General features: G+C 34.7%; 16 protein-coding genes and 1 CRISPR repeat array (1 of these 17 cut by a window edge). Of the genes, 10 read left to right on the plus strand and 6 right to left on the minus strand.

The window, feature by feature from the left end; genetic code table 11:
* Positions 1 to 684: direct repeats of the CRISPR family, unit length 46 nt; unit sequence GTTGTGAATTGCTTTCAGAATTGTATTTTTAATCATGATTGACAGC (it extends 799 nt beyond the left edge of the window).
* Between the two features lie 318 nt (positions 685 to 1,002).
* From cas2 to cas9, 3 genes are read right to left on the minus strand one after another with little or no spacing between them, the layout of a single operon-like run.
* Positions 1,003 to 1,350, minus strand: coding sequence for a CRISPR-associated endonuclease Cas2 (cas2, locus tag OOZ15_RS03540; protein WP_265954356.1), 348 nt, complete (start codon positions 1,348 to 1,350; stop codon positions 1,003 to 1,005).
* Positions 1,351 to 1,401: 51 nt separating this feature from the next.
* Complete coding sequence (gene cas1, locus OOZ15_RS03545; RefSeq protein ID WP_265954357.1) at positions 1,402 to 2,298, minus strand: type II CRISPR-associated endonuclease Cas1; 897 nt, start codon at positions 2,296 to 2,298, stop codon at positions 1,402 to 1,404.
* Positions 2,299 to 2,309: 11 nt separating this feature from the next.
* Positions 2,310 to 6,491 carry a type II CRISPR RNA-guided endonuclease Cas9 gene (gene cas9 / locus OOZ15_RS03550; RefSeq protein WP_265954359.1) on the minus strand — a complete coding sequence of 1,394 codons (4,182 nt, stop codon included), beginning with the start codon at positions 6,489 to 6,491 and terminating at the stop codon, positions 2,310 to 2,312.
* A gap of 471 nt (positions 6,492 to 6,962) precedes the next feature.
* On the opposite strand from cas9, the gene OOZ15_RS03555 reads away from it, so the two are divergent.
* The 5 genes from OOZ15_RS03555 to OOZ15_RS03575 all read left to right on the plus strand — a co-directional run bounded on the left by OOZ15_RS03555 (position 6,963) and on the right by OOZ15_RS03575 (position 10,033).
* Positions 6,963 to 7,457 carry an RNA polymerase sigma factor gene (locus OOZ15_RS03555; protein WP_265954361.1) on the plus strand — a complete coding sequence of 165 codons (495 nt, stop codon included), beginning with the start codon at positions 6,963 to 6,965 and terminating at the stop codon, positions 7,455 to 7,457.
* The gene (locus tag OOZ15_RS03560; RefSeq protein ID WP_265954363.1) at positions 7,441 to 8,109 is read left to right on the plus strand and encodes a hypothetical protein; all 669 of its coding nucleotides are present in this window, start codon (positions 7,441 to 7,443) and stop codon (positions 8,107 to 8,109) included. Before OOZ15_RS03555 ends, OOZ15_RS03560 begins: the two co-directional genes overlap by 17 nt.
* 49 nt (positions 8,110 to 8,158) lie before the next feature.
* Positions 8,159 to 8,632: a hypothetical protein gene (locus tag OOZ15_RS03565; protein WP_265954365.1), complete on the plus strand. Its 474-nt coding sequence runs from the start codon at positions 8,159 to 8,161 to the stop codon at positions 8,630 to 8,632.
* Between the two features lie 16 nt (positions 8,633 to 8,648).
* Positions 8,649 to 9,116 (plus strand): hypothetical protein, encoded by a 468-nt coding sequence (locus tag OOZ15_RS03570; protein ID WP_265954366.1) that lies wholly within the window; start codon positions 8,649 to 8,651, stop codon positions 9,114 to 9,116.
* Between the two features lie 179 nt (positions 9,117 to 9,295).
* Positions 9,296 to 10,033 carry a DUF3108 domain-containing protein gene (locus tag OOZ15_RS03575; RefSeq protein WP_265954367.1) on the plus strand — a complete coding sequence of 246 codons (738 nt, stop codon included), beginning with the start codon at positions 9,296 to 9,298 and terminating at the stop codon, positions 10,031 to 10,033.
* Between the two features lie 74 nt (positions 10,034 to 10,107).
* On the opposite strand, the gene OOZ15_RS03580 is transcribed toward OOZ15_RS03575, so the two are convergent.
* Positions 10,108 to 10,248, minus strand: a complete 141-nt coding sequence (locus OOZ15_RS03580; protein WP_265954369.1) for a hypothetical protein — start codon at positions 10,246 to 10,248, stop codon at positions 10,108 to 10,110.
* Between the two features lie 56 nt (positions 10,249 to 10,304).
* Here OOZ15_RS03580 and OOZ15_RS03585 point away from each other — a divergent pair, with 56 nt between their 5' ends.
* The 5 genes from OOZ15_RS03585 (at position 10,305) to OOZ15_RS03605 (ending at position 14,039) form a co-directional block, all read left to right on the plus strand.
* Complete coding sequence (locus OOZ15_RS03585; RefSeq protein ID WP_265954371.1) at positions 10,305 to 11,033, plus strand: alpha/beta fold hydrolase; 729 nt, start codon at positions 10,305 to 10,307, stop codon at positions 11,031 to 11,033.
* 141 nt (positions 11,034 to 11,174) lie between these two features.
* The gene (locus OOZ15_RS03590; protein WP_265954373.1) at positions 11,175 to 12,065 is read left to right on the plus strand and encodes a helix-turn-helix domain-containing protein; all 891 of its coding nucleotides are present in this window, start codon (positions 11,175 to 11,177) and stop codon (positions 12,063 to 12,065) included.
* A 54-nt stretch (positions 12,066 to 12,119) separates the two neighbouring features.
* Positions 12,120 to 12,560: a glycosyltransferase gene (locus tag OOZ15_RS03595; RefSeq protein WP_265954375.1), complete on the plus strand. Its 441-nt coding sequence runs from the start codon at positions 12,120 to 12,122 to the stop codon at positions 12,558 to 12,560.
* A 379-nt stretch (positions 12,561 to 12,939) separates the two neighbouring features.
* Entirely contained in the window at positions 12,940 to 13,488 is a 549-nt protein-coding gene (locus tag OOZ15_RS03600) for a hypothetical protein (protein ID WP_265954377.1), read from the plus strand.
* 173 nt (positions 13,489 to 13,661) lie between these two features.
* Positions 13,662 to 14,039 carry a YegP family protein gene (locus tag OOZ15_RS03605; RefSeq protein WP_265954379.1) on the plus strand — a complete coding sequence of 126 codons (378 nt, stop codon included), beginning with the start codon at positions 13,662 to 13,664 and terminating at the stop codon, positions 14,037 to 14,039.
* A 101-nt stretch (positions 14,040 to 14,140) separates the two neighbouring features.
* Here OOZ15_RS03605 and OOZ15_RS03610 read toward each other — a convergent pair whose 3' ends face one another.
* Positions 14,141 to 14,944 (minus strand): HNH endonuclease, encoded by an 804-nt coding sequence (locus OOZ15_RS03610; RefSeq protein ID WP_265954381.1) that lies wholly within the window; start codon positions 14,942 to 14,944, stop codon positions 14,141 to 14,143.
* A complete protein-coding gene (locus OOZ15_RS03615) occupies positions 14,941 to 16,458 on the minus strand; it encodes an ATP-binding protein (RefSeq protein WP_265954383.1) in 1,518 nt (505 codons plus the stop codon). Before OOZ15_RS03615 ends, OOZ15_RS03610 begins: the two co-directional genes overlap by 4 nt.
* Positions 16,459 to 16,464 lie beyond the last annotated feature (6 nt).

Here is a 16,464-nt window from a genome sequence, read left to right on the forward strand (position 1 = left end):
CAGCCGATACCCAGAGTTGTAATCCCCAGAGTTGGTTGTGAATTGCTTTCAGAATTGTATTTTTAATCATGATTGACAGCATTATGTCTCTAACGCTTAAGGCATGATCGGTTGTGAATTGCTTTCAGAATTGTATTTTTAATCATGATTGACAGCTGTATTTGATTATAACCTAGTTATTCCGGGGTTGTGAATTGCTTTCAGAATTGTATTTTTAATCATGATTGACAGCATCCAGTAACTTATTTATCTTTTCAGTTCCGTTGTGAATTGCTTTCAGAATTGTATTTTTAATCATGATTGACAGCATGCTACCAAAATGGGCGTAGGTTTGCCGGTTGTGAATTGCTTTCAGAATTGTATTTTTAATCATGATTGACAGCAATAGTTTCTCACATGATTTTAAAGGTGAGTTGTGAATTGCTTTCAGAATTGTATTTTTAATCATGATTGACAGCTAACATCATAATATACTTTCCATTCTTCAGTTGTGAATTGCTTTCAGAATTGTATTTTTAATCATGATTGACAGCGTAATTTTAATCGGGTCAGGCTGTCCTTCGTTGTGAATTGCTTTCAGAATTGTATTTTTAATCATGATTGACAGCTTTTTCCTCTCCATTTACCTCTGTGTTCAAGTTGTGAATTGCTTTCAGAATTGTATTTTTAATCATGATTGACAGCATACCGGCCATAACAGGCTGGTATGCTGTTTTTTAAGCCTATTCTCAGGATAGAAAAAACAGAATCAAAAAAGAGTATAAACAAATCTGCTCCCCTGTTTTTCCCTCCCGCCTCCTGGCCGTTTCACTAAATTGACCTACCAGGTCAATTTTTAACGCTCACGCCGGTATGCTGTTTTTTATGCTGTATGCTAAGATTAAAAAATGAAATGATTTATTGAGGCCTCGACTACGCTCGGTCTGACATTTCTAATTGAACGATTAGCCAAAATTATTGATAATGAACTTTTCCAAAGTTTGAAACTTTGGAAAAGTTGTACTAAAAAAGTTCCAGTTGTTGTGATGGGGTTTCGGTTTCGACCTCTTTTTGACCGTGGAAGAGCTCTATCATTCCAAATTGTTTATCTGTTATCTGCATAATACACACCTTGCCGTGTTTGGGTAAACACATTTTTACCCTTTTGGTATGTACATTGGCATTTTCCCTGCTGGCACAGAATCGCATATAGATGCTAAACTGAAACATGGAAAACCCATCGTCCAAAAGATCTTTTCGGAATCGTGTGGCTGCTTTACGGTCTTTCCGTGTTTCGGTTGGTAAATCAAAAAGTACGAGTACCCACATGCTTCTGTATTGGTTTAAACGTGAAAATCGATCGGTTTCCATGACAGTAATGTTTAACCCTCAACCCTTGAAGGGTTTGAAACCCTTCAAGGGTTAAAAATCGGGATACAATATCTTTCGGCTACTGCCGTAAAAACATTCATATAAACTATTTGTGGTTCGGCTCATGGCGATCATCAACGGACTTTGTTTGCCATCGATCACCACATCCATAGCCGGGATTTTTAGCAATAGCTGTTTTATATCAGTTGTAAGTTCCTCAATATTATTGTTCCCTTCTTCCACAATATCATACACCAAATCATCTACAAATATCCGGTAGGGCTCCATAACATCGTCTGCCAAGCAAAAAGCGTTGTATTTGTTGTGGTGGTATATCCCCACGGATGGAAACATCCCACTACTGATCAGAGCTCGGGCTGCTACGGCACGTAAAATAGCATAGCCATAGTTGAGTAAATTATTGGGAGGAATACCTTTTTGGTTTCTACTGAACCCCTCTATATCAAAAAGGTTTTGAAAATAATAGGCCGCCGCTATGGCTTCATGGTTTTCGGTATCGCCGCTTTTTACCTCCTTAGCCCAACGTTTTAGTTTTAAGGCATTTTTTTGCCGTTTTAATAGATGGTTGGCTTGATTTTCTATCTTGGTCGTAATGGTTTGTTGCCACAACTGTTTTTTTAGTGGTACGCTGGCATCGAGTTGATGCCGGATACGCTCGGTTTGTTCGGTATGCCCTACCAAAGGCTGTAAAAACGAACAGGGCAAATGCTGTTTATCGCAGGTAATGACTGCGGTTTTGTTTTGCATCAGTTTCATCAACAAACCGTTGGTTAAAGTAATTTGCGGATTTTCCAAGACGATATAGCCCAAATCTTCGATAGCAATGGTAGCTTCCTGTTTGTCGTCCTCAGGAAAGTTGACCACCAATTGTTCGTTTTTGGTGCTTAGGTAAGCCGGATTGCTGAAGAATAGGGTGCGTTTTATCATGACTATATGATTTAATATTCTCCAACGTGGACAATTTCTCCAATATGGTTGATTCTAACTTTAATTATCCCTTCTAATGGTGAAGTTGAACGTATATTTATAAAAGTAAAATCTAAATCATTGGTTACAGTTGTTTCCAAATGATGCCTAAACATATAATTCTTTGTCGCGATTTTCTGTACCCTAAACAAATTAGGACTTATCTCTTTTTGATTTTTCTTGTCGAGCAAATCAATTTCTGATGGATTGAAACCTTCTTTTTCATTGGGGAAAAAAAACATTTCATTTTGTTTCATGGTAAACTGAAACTCCCAACCAAGGTGTTCATTGTAGTTTTTGTCAACGATAGGCAAGTCTTGGTTAACCCGTTCAACGGCTTCAAAGAAAGACACTACGTTTTCTTGTAAATTACCATCTTCATCCTTATAAATAGCTACGTGGTGGTTATTCCCTGTGCTTACATAATCTACCGGTATAACATTTCCATTTTTGTCAAGAATGTCATTCCCTAAATGATCTTTTGCTATGTGAAGCGGTTCTGCATTACTTACTCCTTTTATCGTTGTTCGTTTGATAGAGATGCCTTTCTCTTTATTTAACCAAATAGGTTTTTTGTCTAAATCGGAAAAAGCTTCTTTAAAATCACCATTATACTGTTTTACTCTTTCCTTTAAAACCTGTTTTATTTTTTCATCAATTACTTTATCTAAGTGTTTTTCATTCTTAAAGTTATCTGATGAAATGTCTTTTCTTGTGGTTAAAACCTCTTCAAAACACAATACTTCTTTTAATGGCTCAACCCTAAACAAAAGAGGTTCTTTTTTTAGTGTTTTGGTTGCAAAGGCTAATTCGCCTTTGTTATCATATTTTGACAAATGATCCAACACCAAATCTCTTTTTTCTTTGTCTATTATGAGTTTGGCTTCTTCTAAGGTAAACCGTTTATTGATTTTAGTCGGTTTAATTAACGGCTGTTTTATTTTACCATAAACTGTTTCTTTGTGTAGTTGTCCCCGTGGTGTTAATTGTACTTTTTTATTGTTTTTGTCTTTTCCTTTGCGTTTGGTTTTGTTGATATTATTGGTGACAACCTTATTTTTGTTTTTAAACGAAATTAAAATCGATTCTATATGCTCTTTTGCCTTTGACCTAAAGTCTGGTAAAGGAGCAACAAATTTCCGTTTACCATTGCCATTTTTTGCCGTTATTGTTTTCTCTATGGCAATAATATTGGAATGTCTTTTATGCGACTCATCTTTTCGTGCATTCAAGTGGTTTAGATATTGAATATGATTATGAGTTGTAAATGCTACTGTTAATGCATCCATAGCGTGATGCCTGTGGTCGTTACGTTTGCTCCAATCTTGAATAATTTCTATTGGTTTTTCCTTTTCCTGTCCACTATCCCAGCGCTTTTTTATCTCTGTTAAACCTAATGCCTTATACTTAGGTAGGTTTAAATCTTTCATAACATTGATTAACCCCCAATCTTCACGGAGTTTGTCAGTTATACTTCCTGAGGTAGAGACAACAGTCCTAAATACCTCAAAAAGCATTTGCTTGGCTTTTTTGGCAATATATTGGCTGTTTCTCAAATCACGCTCAATAAAGCCGTCGGGTAATTTACTTTGCGGCATTAATAATTTGTTACGTTTAGCTCTTGTAATATGTCCGTCTTTAAACAACACTTCCACACGTTCTTCAAAATTTTCTAAATCTTGTTGATAATCTTGTGAGATAAAATCATAAGCCGTACGGTCTGCTTTTTTAAGGTTGTCTTTTTTAAACGCCAAGGTTTTGTTAGAAAACGAATCATCAAACAATAAGGCTTTGGGGATAATGTGTTCTATATCTATTTTATTACTAAATAAATCTTCGTGCTTTATTTGTTTGTTAGTGAACAAATCTTTATAGCCTCGGGTTTCCAATTCCTTCCATAGTCTATATCGAATAACATCATTTCTTGTAGGGTTGGGTATGCCGAATTCTTTTGTGATTGTTTTTCTAATATCGTCATTTCTTTTGGTGGCATCAGCTATTCCTTTTGTCATTTCTGCACGCTCCTTGGCCGACTTTTTAAGTTCGCGGGCCAATTCAATCCTAATTTCATCCGGTTTGCCATAAGTATCAATGATTTGATTTATGACATTGATCATTTGGTTTAGGATTTTCTCAACGACCGGATTTCGCAAACTATTCTTTTTAAGCAATTCCAGTTTGGGTTTCAACTCTCTTTTAGCTTGTTCTTCAGCAGTTAAACTATTAGAATGATTATAACCTGCTAAAGCACAAGCTTCAGAATAGGTATTCCCCTCTTTTAAATAAGGCAAAATTTTCCTAATAGCTTTTGACGACAAATTGCCGTAATCCGGTTGTAGCGATATGTTTGTCAACAAAGAAGCATATTGCGGTATAAAACCATATTTGGTGTGGAGTTTTCTTTTTAATGCAATACTGGAGTTTCCATATAGGAGTTTGTCTTCATCAGTAATTTTGTCATCTTCTTCTGCTGAATAGAGCAAATGCCATAGTTGATAACTTGCTTGTTTATCAAAATCATCTTGTTCAGCATCAAAATTTAAAATAGTCGTACCTATCCCTATTTCAGGAAAAATAGATTTTAATTCATCATTGATTTCTTTGGGAGATTTTTTAGCCCAATCAAAACCATAACCTTCGTTTTCTGCTATGATTTGGTAAATATCATACAACGATTTGTTGGTTCTATTACCTTCAATTTTTTCGAAATTGCATTTCCATTGAGAAACTTTCCCTGTGAAAAGAAACTTTCCTAAAATCTTTAAAATATCATTAGGCTTTAAATCGCCGCGCAAGTTCAGTTCATCAAAAACAGATTGTTTAACCTCATCATCCAATTCTATAAACTCAATTTTTTCGTTTTTTTCAACATTTCTAAACTCTAAATTGTTGAGGTTTAGCCATATTTTGAACTCTTGAAAAAGCGGTGAAGATTTTGGAACAACTCTGCGACCAATAGTTCTTGTTTTTGATTTGCCTGTTTCTTTTTCAATATAGCTTTGCTCTCTACTTTCAAACTGACAAAAACTAATAAGAGATTTTTGAGATTTGAGCTTACGCTGATAGAATATGATAACATCCCGAACTTCTTCCTTTAACGCTTCTGTTAGTTGTGGGTGAAATTTACTTTGTGTGTTCCATATTTGCTCAAACTCATCGAGGTAATCCTGACGATAAAATACTTGGTTTTTTAAGGATGTATGTGGACTTTTTAGGATTTGCTTGTATAAGTTTTCACCAACGGTTTCCTTGTTAAAATAAAGTTCCTTGCTTCTATCTGAAATTGCCCCAAGGTATCCACTGGATTTATTGAGGTCGTTATTGATTTCTTGTAACACAATAGCCAAATGCTCTAATTCTAATTTTTGTGTCAATCCATCCACACGCCACTGATAACGCTCCAATTTTTTTTCGTTGGTTTTCCCTTTCTGTTTAATCCCAACTATATCAAAGGGCTCTTTACAAATAGCCCAAGTTTGAGATTTGTTCTTGCCTTGAAGATTTGTAAAAAGTTCATCAATTAAAATTTGAGGATAAAATACTTTTTGTGCATTCCAAACCTTTTTGAATTCCTCTTGTAAATCTGAGCGATAAAAATCAGGGATATATTTCCTGTTATCATTCAGTAAATTCAACACATATTGACCGGGAGTTAAATTCTCTTCATAGAGTTTTTTGGCAATCGCCATTCCATCAATGGCTTGCCCTTCTTCCTCATTGTTCGCTTTTCGACTGCTTTTGTAACCACGCTTTTTGTTGATTGTCAATAAAACTTTAGCTAAATCCACTAAAGCTATTTTTTCTCTTGCAGCTTTAGCTCTTAATTGCAAAGTTTGATGTGTAGTACCTTTTCCAACTTCTGTTAAAGGTGTCTTTTCATCAATAAAACCATTTTCTTTTATAATTTCAATTAAGTTGTTCCTCCTTAATTTATAGCGTTGCAAATTACGTCTTGCGCCACGTTTTTGAGTTCTCTCTGCATTTGTTGAGAGAGGTCTTCCTTTTTCAAAATTAGTCTTCTCATCTACTGTTAAAGGGTTGACCCTAACCCCAAGTTTAATAATTTCTGAAATTTCGCTGTCGTTTTCAGCTTCATCAACCAACGCCCACCCAATAGAGTTGGTTCCTAAGTCCAGTCCTAATATTCTTTTCATATTACTCTAGTATTGTATTTAGTTTAAGCTGTTCGAGGGATTTTAATCTTATTTTCTAAAAATAAGTAAAAGATATTTAACCCTTTTACGGAATCACGTAATCCTATTTCCTGATAATTCTGTATATTAGCATCATACAATTTTGAAAACAATTCACAATAAGGATTATTCCGTTGTGAAAACATTTAAAGCGGGGGCTTTTTTGAGAGTACCTCGCTTTCTTTTTTGAATGTTTGGCTTTGCCTAATCTTCGATTTCACGAGCACCTTAAAAAAACAATAAACAAGCAATATGAGTAATTGTACTTGCCTGCCGAAACGATAGTGAAGGAAGGTTTTTAATCATGATTAACAACAGTCTATTTATCTTCGTGTACTGTATCCACCCCACCAAATACATATTATAAATTAAAAAAATTATTAAAAGGGTGTAATAATCTATAACTTCTGCCACCAACCTTAAAAACAATTTTTGAGTAACGATTTTTATACATCATCAATTTTACCCTATTCCGGAATTATTATAAAGATCTGTAGGGCATATACTGATTCTCAAGAAGATTTTGAGGATTATTATCAGGAAACCTGTTTACAAATTTGGAGAAGTAAAGACAAATTTCGTGGCGATTCTAAATGGTCCACTTGGATTTACAGACTAACATTAAATATCTGTCTAACCTTAGTTAAGAAAAAGAAAAAAACACGCCAATACTATAGTACTGATGCTATAAGCCAAAATAATGAAGCTGAAGACAATACCGCTTTTTCGGATGAAGATTTGAATTTATTATATGAGGCTATTAAGCAATTATCTGATGTTGATAAAGCTGTTATATTACTTTATTTAGAAGAAAAACCAAACAAGGAAATTGCAGAAATAACTGGAACTACACCAAACAACATAGGTGTGCGAGTTAACAGGATTAAAAAACGTTTAAAAAAATTATTAGATGGAAAAATCAATTGAATCGATATGGAAACAAGGGTTTTTAAAGGGTGACACTTTAGCAGCACCAAAAGTCAATAACCTGTACAACCAAAAATCGAAACACGTAATTGAGAAATTGAAAAGAATGTTCAGAAAGAACCTGATCATCATTATGATTGTTGCTACGTTTTTTTTGACAGGGTTCATCTATACAGGTGTTCCGGTAGCTGGAATTTTAGTGTTTCTGCTATTATCCTGGTTAGTTTGGCACAGTAAAAGACATATCAAAAGCCTTGATCAAATTGATAATAGTAAAGACAGTTATCAATACTTAAAAGCTTTTGATAACTGGCTAAGGGATATGATTTCAAAATATGTTCGGGTTTACAGATTTTTCTATCCCATAATTATATTAGTGATTACCGTTGGTGTTCTTTATTCAACCCCCAGACCTATTTTGGACAAGTCAATCATCGAAATTATTATTGAAAGAAGTAATCCGGTCATGGTGCTTGGCATGCCTCTCTTTTATATTTTGGGAGCAATCATTTATGCAGGATTGTTTGGAGTTTTTGCAGGTGCGGTTTTTCGATATGATGTAAAGATCATCTACGGCCGTGTGCTGAAAAAGCTTGATGAAATCATTGCTGATATGGAAGATTTAAGATCCCCATATATAACAAAAAACTAAAGTGTAGTATTAATTGATTTAGGAAACGAATTAAACAAGTATGAATCCTATGAGTATTATCGAGGCTACTAAATTTTTCCAAAAACTATTAAAAGAGGCTAATAGTAAAGGAGAGACAAGAATATATAACGACTTTATTATCATTTTAGATCAATTAAAAAGTAGGGATTTTACAGCAGGACAATTATCTCAGATTGAAGATCAGATCAAAATCTTGAATTTAAAATTCAGTCCTGAAAATAAGAAAAGGTATTTTAGTAAAAAGCTTAATATTTTCAAACAATTTTTGAAAGATGAATTCTCATTAATTACAGAGGGTTACTATACTACTAGAGGTATAATTTTAGGGATGAGTATAGGGGCGTGTTTTGGAATAACAATTGGCTCCAGTATTGGGGTGTTGGGAGGTTCAATAAGTTTAGCCTTAGGACTGAGTTTAGGAATGGGAACAGGAATGACAGTAGGACTATTAATTGGTCGTAACCAAGACTTAAAAGCCGAGAAGCAAAATAGAATATTTTAATATAGAAAGAAGAATTATGAAAATAGAATGCACAGATAAAAAAACATTTCAACTAATAACTGAAGGGCAAACCAAGGGCAAACTCATTTATAAAAAACTGTTTTCCATAAACGCTGAAATAGAACTACCGGAATCAGAACTATATGAAATAAAATCCAGTGGTTTCTTTGATACAGATATAATCGTTTCAAAAAATGAATTAAAAATTGCTTTGTTGAAACTGAATTTGAAAGGACAAATTGTACTCTCGTTTACGAACGGGAATGAATATATAGTCACAACAAAAGGTGTAGGTGTATTTCGAAACAGGTATGTCGTTGAGAATAGAGAGAAGGAAGAGCTAATACAGTTTGACCCCCATTTCAATTGGAGTAAACTAGAGTATAATTATGATGTTACTTTTAATAAAAGAGAGAGCGATCTTTTGTTAGTTATGATAGGAGTTTTTGCTGCTAATTATCACATGGCTGTTATTATGTCATAAATAAACGCTGAAACTTGGAAAACCTTATTTATTGTTTCCATTTTAATGTGTTTTTCTCTTTAGATAAATTAAATCAAAAGGATGTAACACATTTATTAAATAAGAAAAAGTATAATGTGGAGACAGGAATCAAGCTTAAGAAGTATAAAGACAACAGACCTATAATAAATTTAAATATTATGAAAATTTGGAAATGTATTTTATTAATCGCTTTTTGTGCTCCAATACAAGCATTTAGCCAAGAAGCCCCACTAAATCCTGATAACAACCCTGCTGACAAAAAATTCATTGAGAACGAAAGTTCAGAAATGACTTGGTTTATGTTACAGGATACTGTTAAAATGGAAATTGGAAAAGTGCTTACTGAAATTGAGAAGAAAAAAGGGGAAATAGTTGTCATTACAACGGTTGATATGAAACAGTCCCCTTCAAAATGGATTGACAGTACTATTGTTGAAACAACAAATTTCAAACCGATTTACCATTCATCTTTTAACGCGCAAAGAGATATGGTTTTAAATTTTGGAAATGAGGTTACCGGATATTATTTGGATAAAAAAACTGGGGCAAAAACAATTATTTCCGAGAAAACCGAAAAATCATATTTCGACAGTAACTTTTATCCGCAACTCATAAGATGGCTTCCCTTAAAGGATGGTTATTCCACTGTGATTTCAATTTTTGATTACAACCCTAAAGCCAAAACCGGAGTCATTACAGCAACTGTAAAAAGTGTACAAAAGACTTCCATTAACTGGAACGGACAAGAGCATTCAGTTTGGCAGGTTCAAACAACAGATGATATATCAGATAACGCCGCTATTAGCACTTATTATATAGATGATAAAACACGAAAAGTGCTTAAACAGGATATTGATTTTAATGGTAGAAAAATGTCGATGGAGTTAAATGAGTAAAATGAGAAACCTCAATTGGGGTTGAGTGAATTTGACCGGAAACCAGAAACTCTTGCTAAAATATCGTTAGCCATTTATTCCTTGTTGTCCCAATTATTTAACAGGATATCGATATGTTTGGTATTTATATAACGAGTTAGTGGCAATCCTATCGACCGATGTCCGAGCAAACTGAACCATAAAAATCTGTCCACTACAAAGCGTATTTTACCCATTTTACAAATTATGACATTGCATTACCTTCGCACACACAATTAAAAAGGTAAAAAATATGGATAGTTCAAAAAAAACGTATGTTCTAGTTCACGGTGCCTGGCATGGTGCCTGGTATTTTCAAACGACCAAACAAAAAATGGAGCAGTCTGGCTCCAAAGTTATAGCCTTTGACCTACCAGGACATGGGAATGACAAAACAGACATTTCACAAGTATCACTTGATTCCTATGTGGAGAGAGTGAAACAAGAAATTACAAAACTTGACACCTCTGTTATTCTGGTTGGACACAGCCTTGCTGGTTTCATTATAAGCAAAGTTGCAGAAGAAATGCCGGATAAGGTGGAGAAGTTAGTATTTGTAGCTGCTATGATACCTAACAATGGGAAATCAGTTCTTGATATTTTAAAGGCAGATACCGGAAGTGAATTATTGAACAACTTAATTTTTTCAGAAGACCAAAGTTGGGCAACCGTAAGTGAAGACACATTGAAAAAAGTTGTTTATAACGGTGCCACTGATGAACAAATTGCAGAAGCTGCCCCACAATTGGTTCGCCAAGCTACTCAGCCATTTTCCTCACTGGTAACTACTACCGAAAATAATTTTGGTAAAATACCTAAAGTTTATATTGGATGTACAATGGACAAAATTTTATCGGAAAACGCACAAAAAGAGCTTTCAAAAATGGTTGGTTGCAGTTATCATTCCATTTCATTAAATACGGGTCATGTCCCACAAATAGAAAGCCCCATTCAATTGGCAGAGGCATTGTTAAATGCATAAATAATTATTCACAAGCTCCCAAAACTGGAATGCTTTGGGAGCTTTAAACTACATCATATCAGAAAAAAGATTCTCATTGCCAGCATTAACGATATTCCAATAAATGAAACTGAACGAAAATTATTATGAGTAAATTTGCGTATGAAAGATAAACAGGTTTTTACCCTTATAAATGAGCAAACAGGGAATCTTGCTTTTAAGATTTTACCATTTATCGACAATACCCATTTTGATTATTTTCAACGTAATAACTACTATACTTTGATATGGATTCTAAACGGTTCAGGGAATTTGCGTACGGGTTTCTCCGAGTTTTCCTTTGAGCAAAATTCAATGTTTTCGTTTGCACCCTATCAACCGTTTATGATACAAGCAGCACATTGCGAAGGCATTGCAATCTTCTTTCATTCAGATTTTTTTTGCATTCATAAACATCAAACAGAAGTAACCTGCAATGGTGTTTTGTTTAACAATATATATCAACTTCCCATTTTCTACATTGATGAACTTACCAAAGCAAATTTTCAGGATATTGTAGAAAAAATGAAAATAGAAATTAACAATGCTGGAATTGCTCAATACGAAATGTTGATTTCTTACATGAAAATTCTGCTAATCACAGCTTCCAGGATTAAATCTGAACAACTTATTGTTAAAGCAGAAGAAGATATAAACGAACCGGAAATACTTCAAAAGCTTAAAAATGTAATCGAAGAAAATTATAGATCGAAACATATGCCAGCAGAATATGCGTTGATGCTTAATATTTCTCAAAAGGCATTAGCAAAACTAATAAAGCAATACTATCAGAAAACTTTTACAGAGTTAATCACGGAGCGAATACTTATAGAGGCAAAACGAGAATTGTATTTGACAAATAAAACAGTAAAGGAAATAGCCTATGAATTGGGCTATGACGATGAACATTATTTTAGCAGGTTTTTTAAAAAAAATGCAGAAATTTCAGCACAACAATACAGAGAAACAGTCGGCTTTGGAAAGGCTGAAATTGATAGTAAGAACGAAACCTAAACTGACAAGAAGGTCAGCCGCCGGTAGCCAATGCAAGAAATCGAAATCCCAAAAATGAAAGCAGTCTTATTCTCCATAGGTACGAGAGGAGATATTGAACCGTTCTTAGCAATGGCACAGTTGCTAAAGGGAAAGAATTGGGATGTAGTCTGTGTTTTTCCCGAACAATTTCGGGAAATCGTTGAACGCATGGGACTTCCTTTTAGAGGGTTTAGTAGAGAATTTCTGGATATGTTGGATAGCAAGGAAGCTAAAATGTTTATGGGAGGGCAAGGGTCAATTTTTAAACGGTTCAGATTCCTGACAAAAATGGCCAGAGTTGGCATAAAACTATCAAAGGATATTTTGGAGCTACATAATAAGATACAAAAAGAAGAACACCCTGATAGAGTTCTATACCACCCAAAATGTAATTATAGCCTTATCTGGGGTATGGCGAATCCGGGTAAATCCATATTGGTAAGTCCGGTACCCGGGGGTATGTCATACAATTAACCATCTGACCATATTGGGTGACTATGGAAAAGTTTTGAATAAATTAAGTTTTTGGGCTCAGAATACATTGAAGGCTTTAATGCTCTGGAAATTTTCTAAGCGATACCGTAAAGATTATCCCGATCTAAAAATCACGGTTTCGTCCATTAAAAAGGCTATGCTTGAAAAAGAGTGATCTCTCCTTCCATTGAATAAACTTCATAACCATAATTCACTGCGAATTCCTTAGGGGATTTCTCCTGTTAAAAAAAGCTGAAAACCCTTATTGAAAAGAGGGGAATCTCCTCTTGCTCAACATTCCCTCTACAGATACTTTTGGAATCAATATTAATCAAACCCTTGAAAATCATAAAGTTTCAGGGATTAAAAACCATTACTAATGAAAACAAAAATTTTTTATTGCATGCTGCTATTGTTTAGTATTAATTTTCTTGCCTGTTCCGACGGAGAAGACGGCATGGACGGATTAGATGGGGAACAAGGACCACAGGGGGAACAAGGGCCTATGGGACCACAAGGCATTGAAGGTAATGCCAATGTCACACAATACACCTTTGGAGAACACGATTTCTCTGTAAGTTCCTCTGTCAACCTGGACATTCCGGATGTTACCGAAGAAGAGATTAAACAAAGCTCATGGCATGTTTACATGGTACGACCCGGTGGAAATGTATATCCAATCCCTGGTTGGGGTGTAGACGGAATGACAGAATACCGGATTTATATGCTCCACGTGCCAGCAAACAATGGTTCGGCGCGTATTACTATTACTATAAAAAATGGTACCGGTGAAATTTATGCCGAATTAATTGTTATTCGTGTAATTGCAAATAATACAGAAGACCTGAGTAGTAAAGAAGCAGAATTGCCCAATATCGATTTTAGGGATTACGAGGCCGTAAGATCGTATTATGGACTAAATGATTAAAGTCTTCTATTAAATAGGAACAAAGCATTCTAAAGAAGAACAAACTAAAATTCATCTTATTTTATCTTAGATTTGTGTCTCTTAAACATGGGGGGGCTAGGAAATCAACTGCCTTGTTGGTTTCAAGTTACCCCCTTAGTAGTTAGTGGGGTTTAAAAATTAAAGGATGAATTATGGGGCTGTTTGTCATTAGCAAACGACGTAACGGAAATTATAAGTTTGTTTTTACCTCCAGAAGAGGGAAAACTATTTTTACCAGTATTAGCTGCAAACAAAAATCGGATTGTGAATTGATCATTGCCGGAATTAAAGAATATATTGAAGAATTTAACATTACCAAGAAAAGCACACCTTCCGGTAAAAAACATTTTTTCAGGTTATCAAAAGGCGGACTGGTACTGGCTACTAGTAGGAAATATTCAACTGAGTTGAGGTTAAGCAAAGGAATCGACGAAATCATGGAACATATTCCCAATGCAGAAACCCTGGATTTTTCTGAAAGCGAAAATGTTTTTTCAGATGAAGAAACGGCTTCTGTAGGGATGGAATAAAAGAGGCTGTCTAAAAAGATTGTTTCTTTCTTCTAACGGCTTGAGTAATTCCATTTGTTGTAGGGCCATCAATCTCTATTGCTGCCCCTGCTCAGTTACTCTCACAATTTAAAGCTTTCAAAAATATTCTGCCTATGAAACTCTAAACACAATTGGCTTATTTCATTATTCCTTGTACTCGATATGAATTTGCCCTGAATTTCTAATAACCTGGCTTTTGTTTTTGAGCTTAACTCACTGATTCTAGAAGTAATAACAACTTTATAATCATTGTCTAAAGTGAAATACCCTTTGTCAAAGAGTTTATCATATAGTACTGATAAACACAAACCATTGCTTGGGTTTAATCTTGTTTCAATTTTTTCACTCCAAGGAACTATATGGCTTGCAACCAACAAATCATTTTCAGTAATACCTGAAACACAACAAGTACCATTAAAATTATTTAGAACACGATTTCTAAAGAGTGATTGCTTTACTCGAACTTTGATTTCCCTTTTTGCATTTTCAATAGCATAATCATTAGAATCTTTTACGCTAATTTGAACTTGATTTTTCTTCAGCGAGAATGGAAGACTGTAAAACCCTGAAATGTTCCGTTTTACCTTAGATACTCTAAAATTGATGACATGATTTTTTATATCTCCTGCCCATCTCTTTTGCTTTTGATATAGATTTTGAGGGATTAGAACATCTTTTACGAAAAGAAAGGGAATAGAATAATAGTCCGTTTCTACATCTTCATTCCCATAAAAAATAATGTTAAAATCATTTCCAAACCTTTCTTCATAGCCCTTTAGTTCCTGCTGATATATACTAAAAAAATAATCAGATGAAGTTGAAGCCTTTCTAACATAGTGTTGTTTTGCCAGTTCTTCTCTATTTAAGGCTACAAAGTTTTTCATTCACCATCTATATTTTGTTCTATGTTAAAGGCAACTCTTAACAATTGGTCTTTAAGTAACTTAATTGTATTTGGATTGACAGTTCCTTTTTTAAATCGTGCCATATGCTCGGCAACACCATCATAAGTGCAATGTCTCAAATAATTTAGGGTTCCATGGTCTCCTGTAACCTGGTTCCAATGCGGATGTGAAGCATTAACTATTATAATAACTTCATCACTTTGTGCTGCTTCCACCAAAACATAAGGGTCATTTGGAGACATTTCAGCATCAATGTATACTTTAACGAATATTCCTCCTATTTCTCCCTCAATTTCTGGTTCTGCTCGTTCTTCAATAGTATTTGTAATTGCATGTATTTGAGCATCCACTTCTTCATCATTCGGAACTACAGTCAAAGAAATTTTGTCTACCATTTCTGGCGAGAAAAGCTCTTTCTTCAATTCGTCAATTGCTACATCTGTTTCCGCCTGAGTTGGTCCTCTTCCATCATCAAGAGCCTTTCTAGGAATTTTTGCAATATCTCTATAATCTTTACAGGCATCATAGAGTTTATTTTCAACTTCTTCTTCCTGACTTCCAAACCATTGTATATCATCTTTTGTATGACTGACTTCCAAACCATCTAAATGAATTTCACCTATTAACCTTTGGTTAATCAAGTCATTGGAACCTTCTTCTTGACCATATATAGTACTAGGTCGCCATGCTTTAGGCCAACCTTTAATAACTCTACTTGATTGTAATATTGAAAACCCAGCATTTGCTCGACTACCACTGTTCAATATTCCTACCCATCCTGTAACTGTTTTAGGGTCATCAGTATCTTCATCCACAACAAAATCAAATGATTTGTAATAAAAATTCCCTTCTCTATCGGATAAAAATTCTGGCTCTTGCCATGTCAATGATTCTCCTTGCCACTCAAGCTCTAGTCTCCCTTCCCTAATATCAATTCGGTACATAGAGCTTAAATAGTTTTTAATCTTTCCGAGAGTTCTTCCGTGAAATTGCCGGTTCAAATCAGTCACTTCAACAATTGTATAGGACTCATCTACAGATTTTCCATCTGTTTCGATATGCTCTAAAGTATTATTCCCATTAGCAACTTCTTCAACATCCACTTTGATAAAATGCTCTACAGATTCTCCCAGTTTTTTAGTCCGTACACTCCACTTATTTCCCAACCAACAAGCGGAAGTTTTCAGCCCAAGGCCGTATTTTGATCTTCCGGATGTCCTATCCGTTGTCTTTCCAATGTGCAAGGCATCTTCAAGTTCATCACCTGTCATGCCAATAGAATTATCGGAAACTCTTAAGATATCGGAAGCTTTATCATACACAACAGCAACTTGTAGTTTTTCATCATTTGCCTCAAATTTTGCCTTTAATTCCTCCTCATTATTAAAATAAGATTGAGTCGAATTATCAACTAACTCAGCTATTGCATGCCATGGTGAATATGATAGCCGCTTGTATGATTTGATTATGTCTGGTCCAACTTTAAATTCCATAGGGTT

It is taken from the genome of Galbibacter kalidii (genome assembly GCF_026241135.1).
Taxonomy (GTDB): Bacteria; Bacteroidota; Bacteroidia; order Flavobacteriales; family Flavobacteriaceae; genus Galbibacter.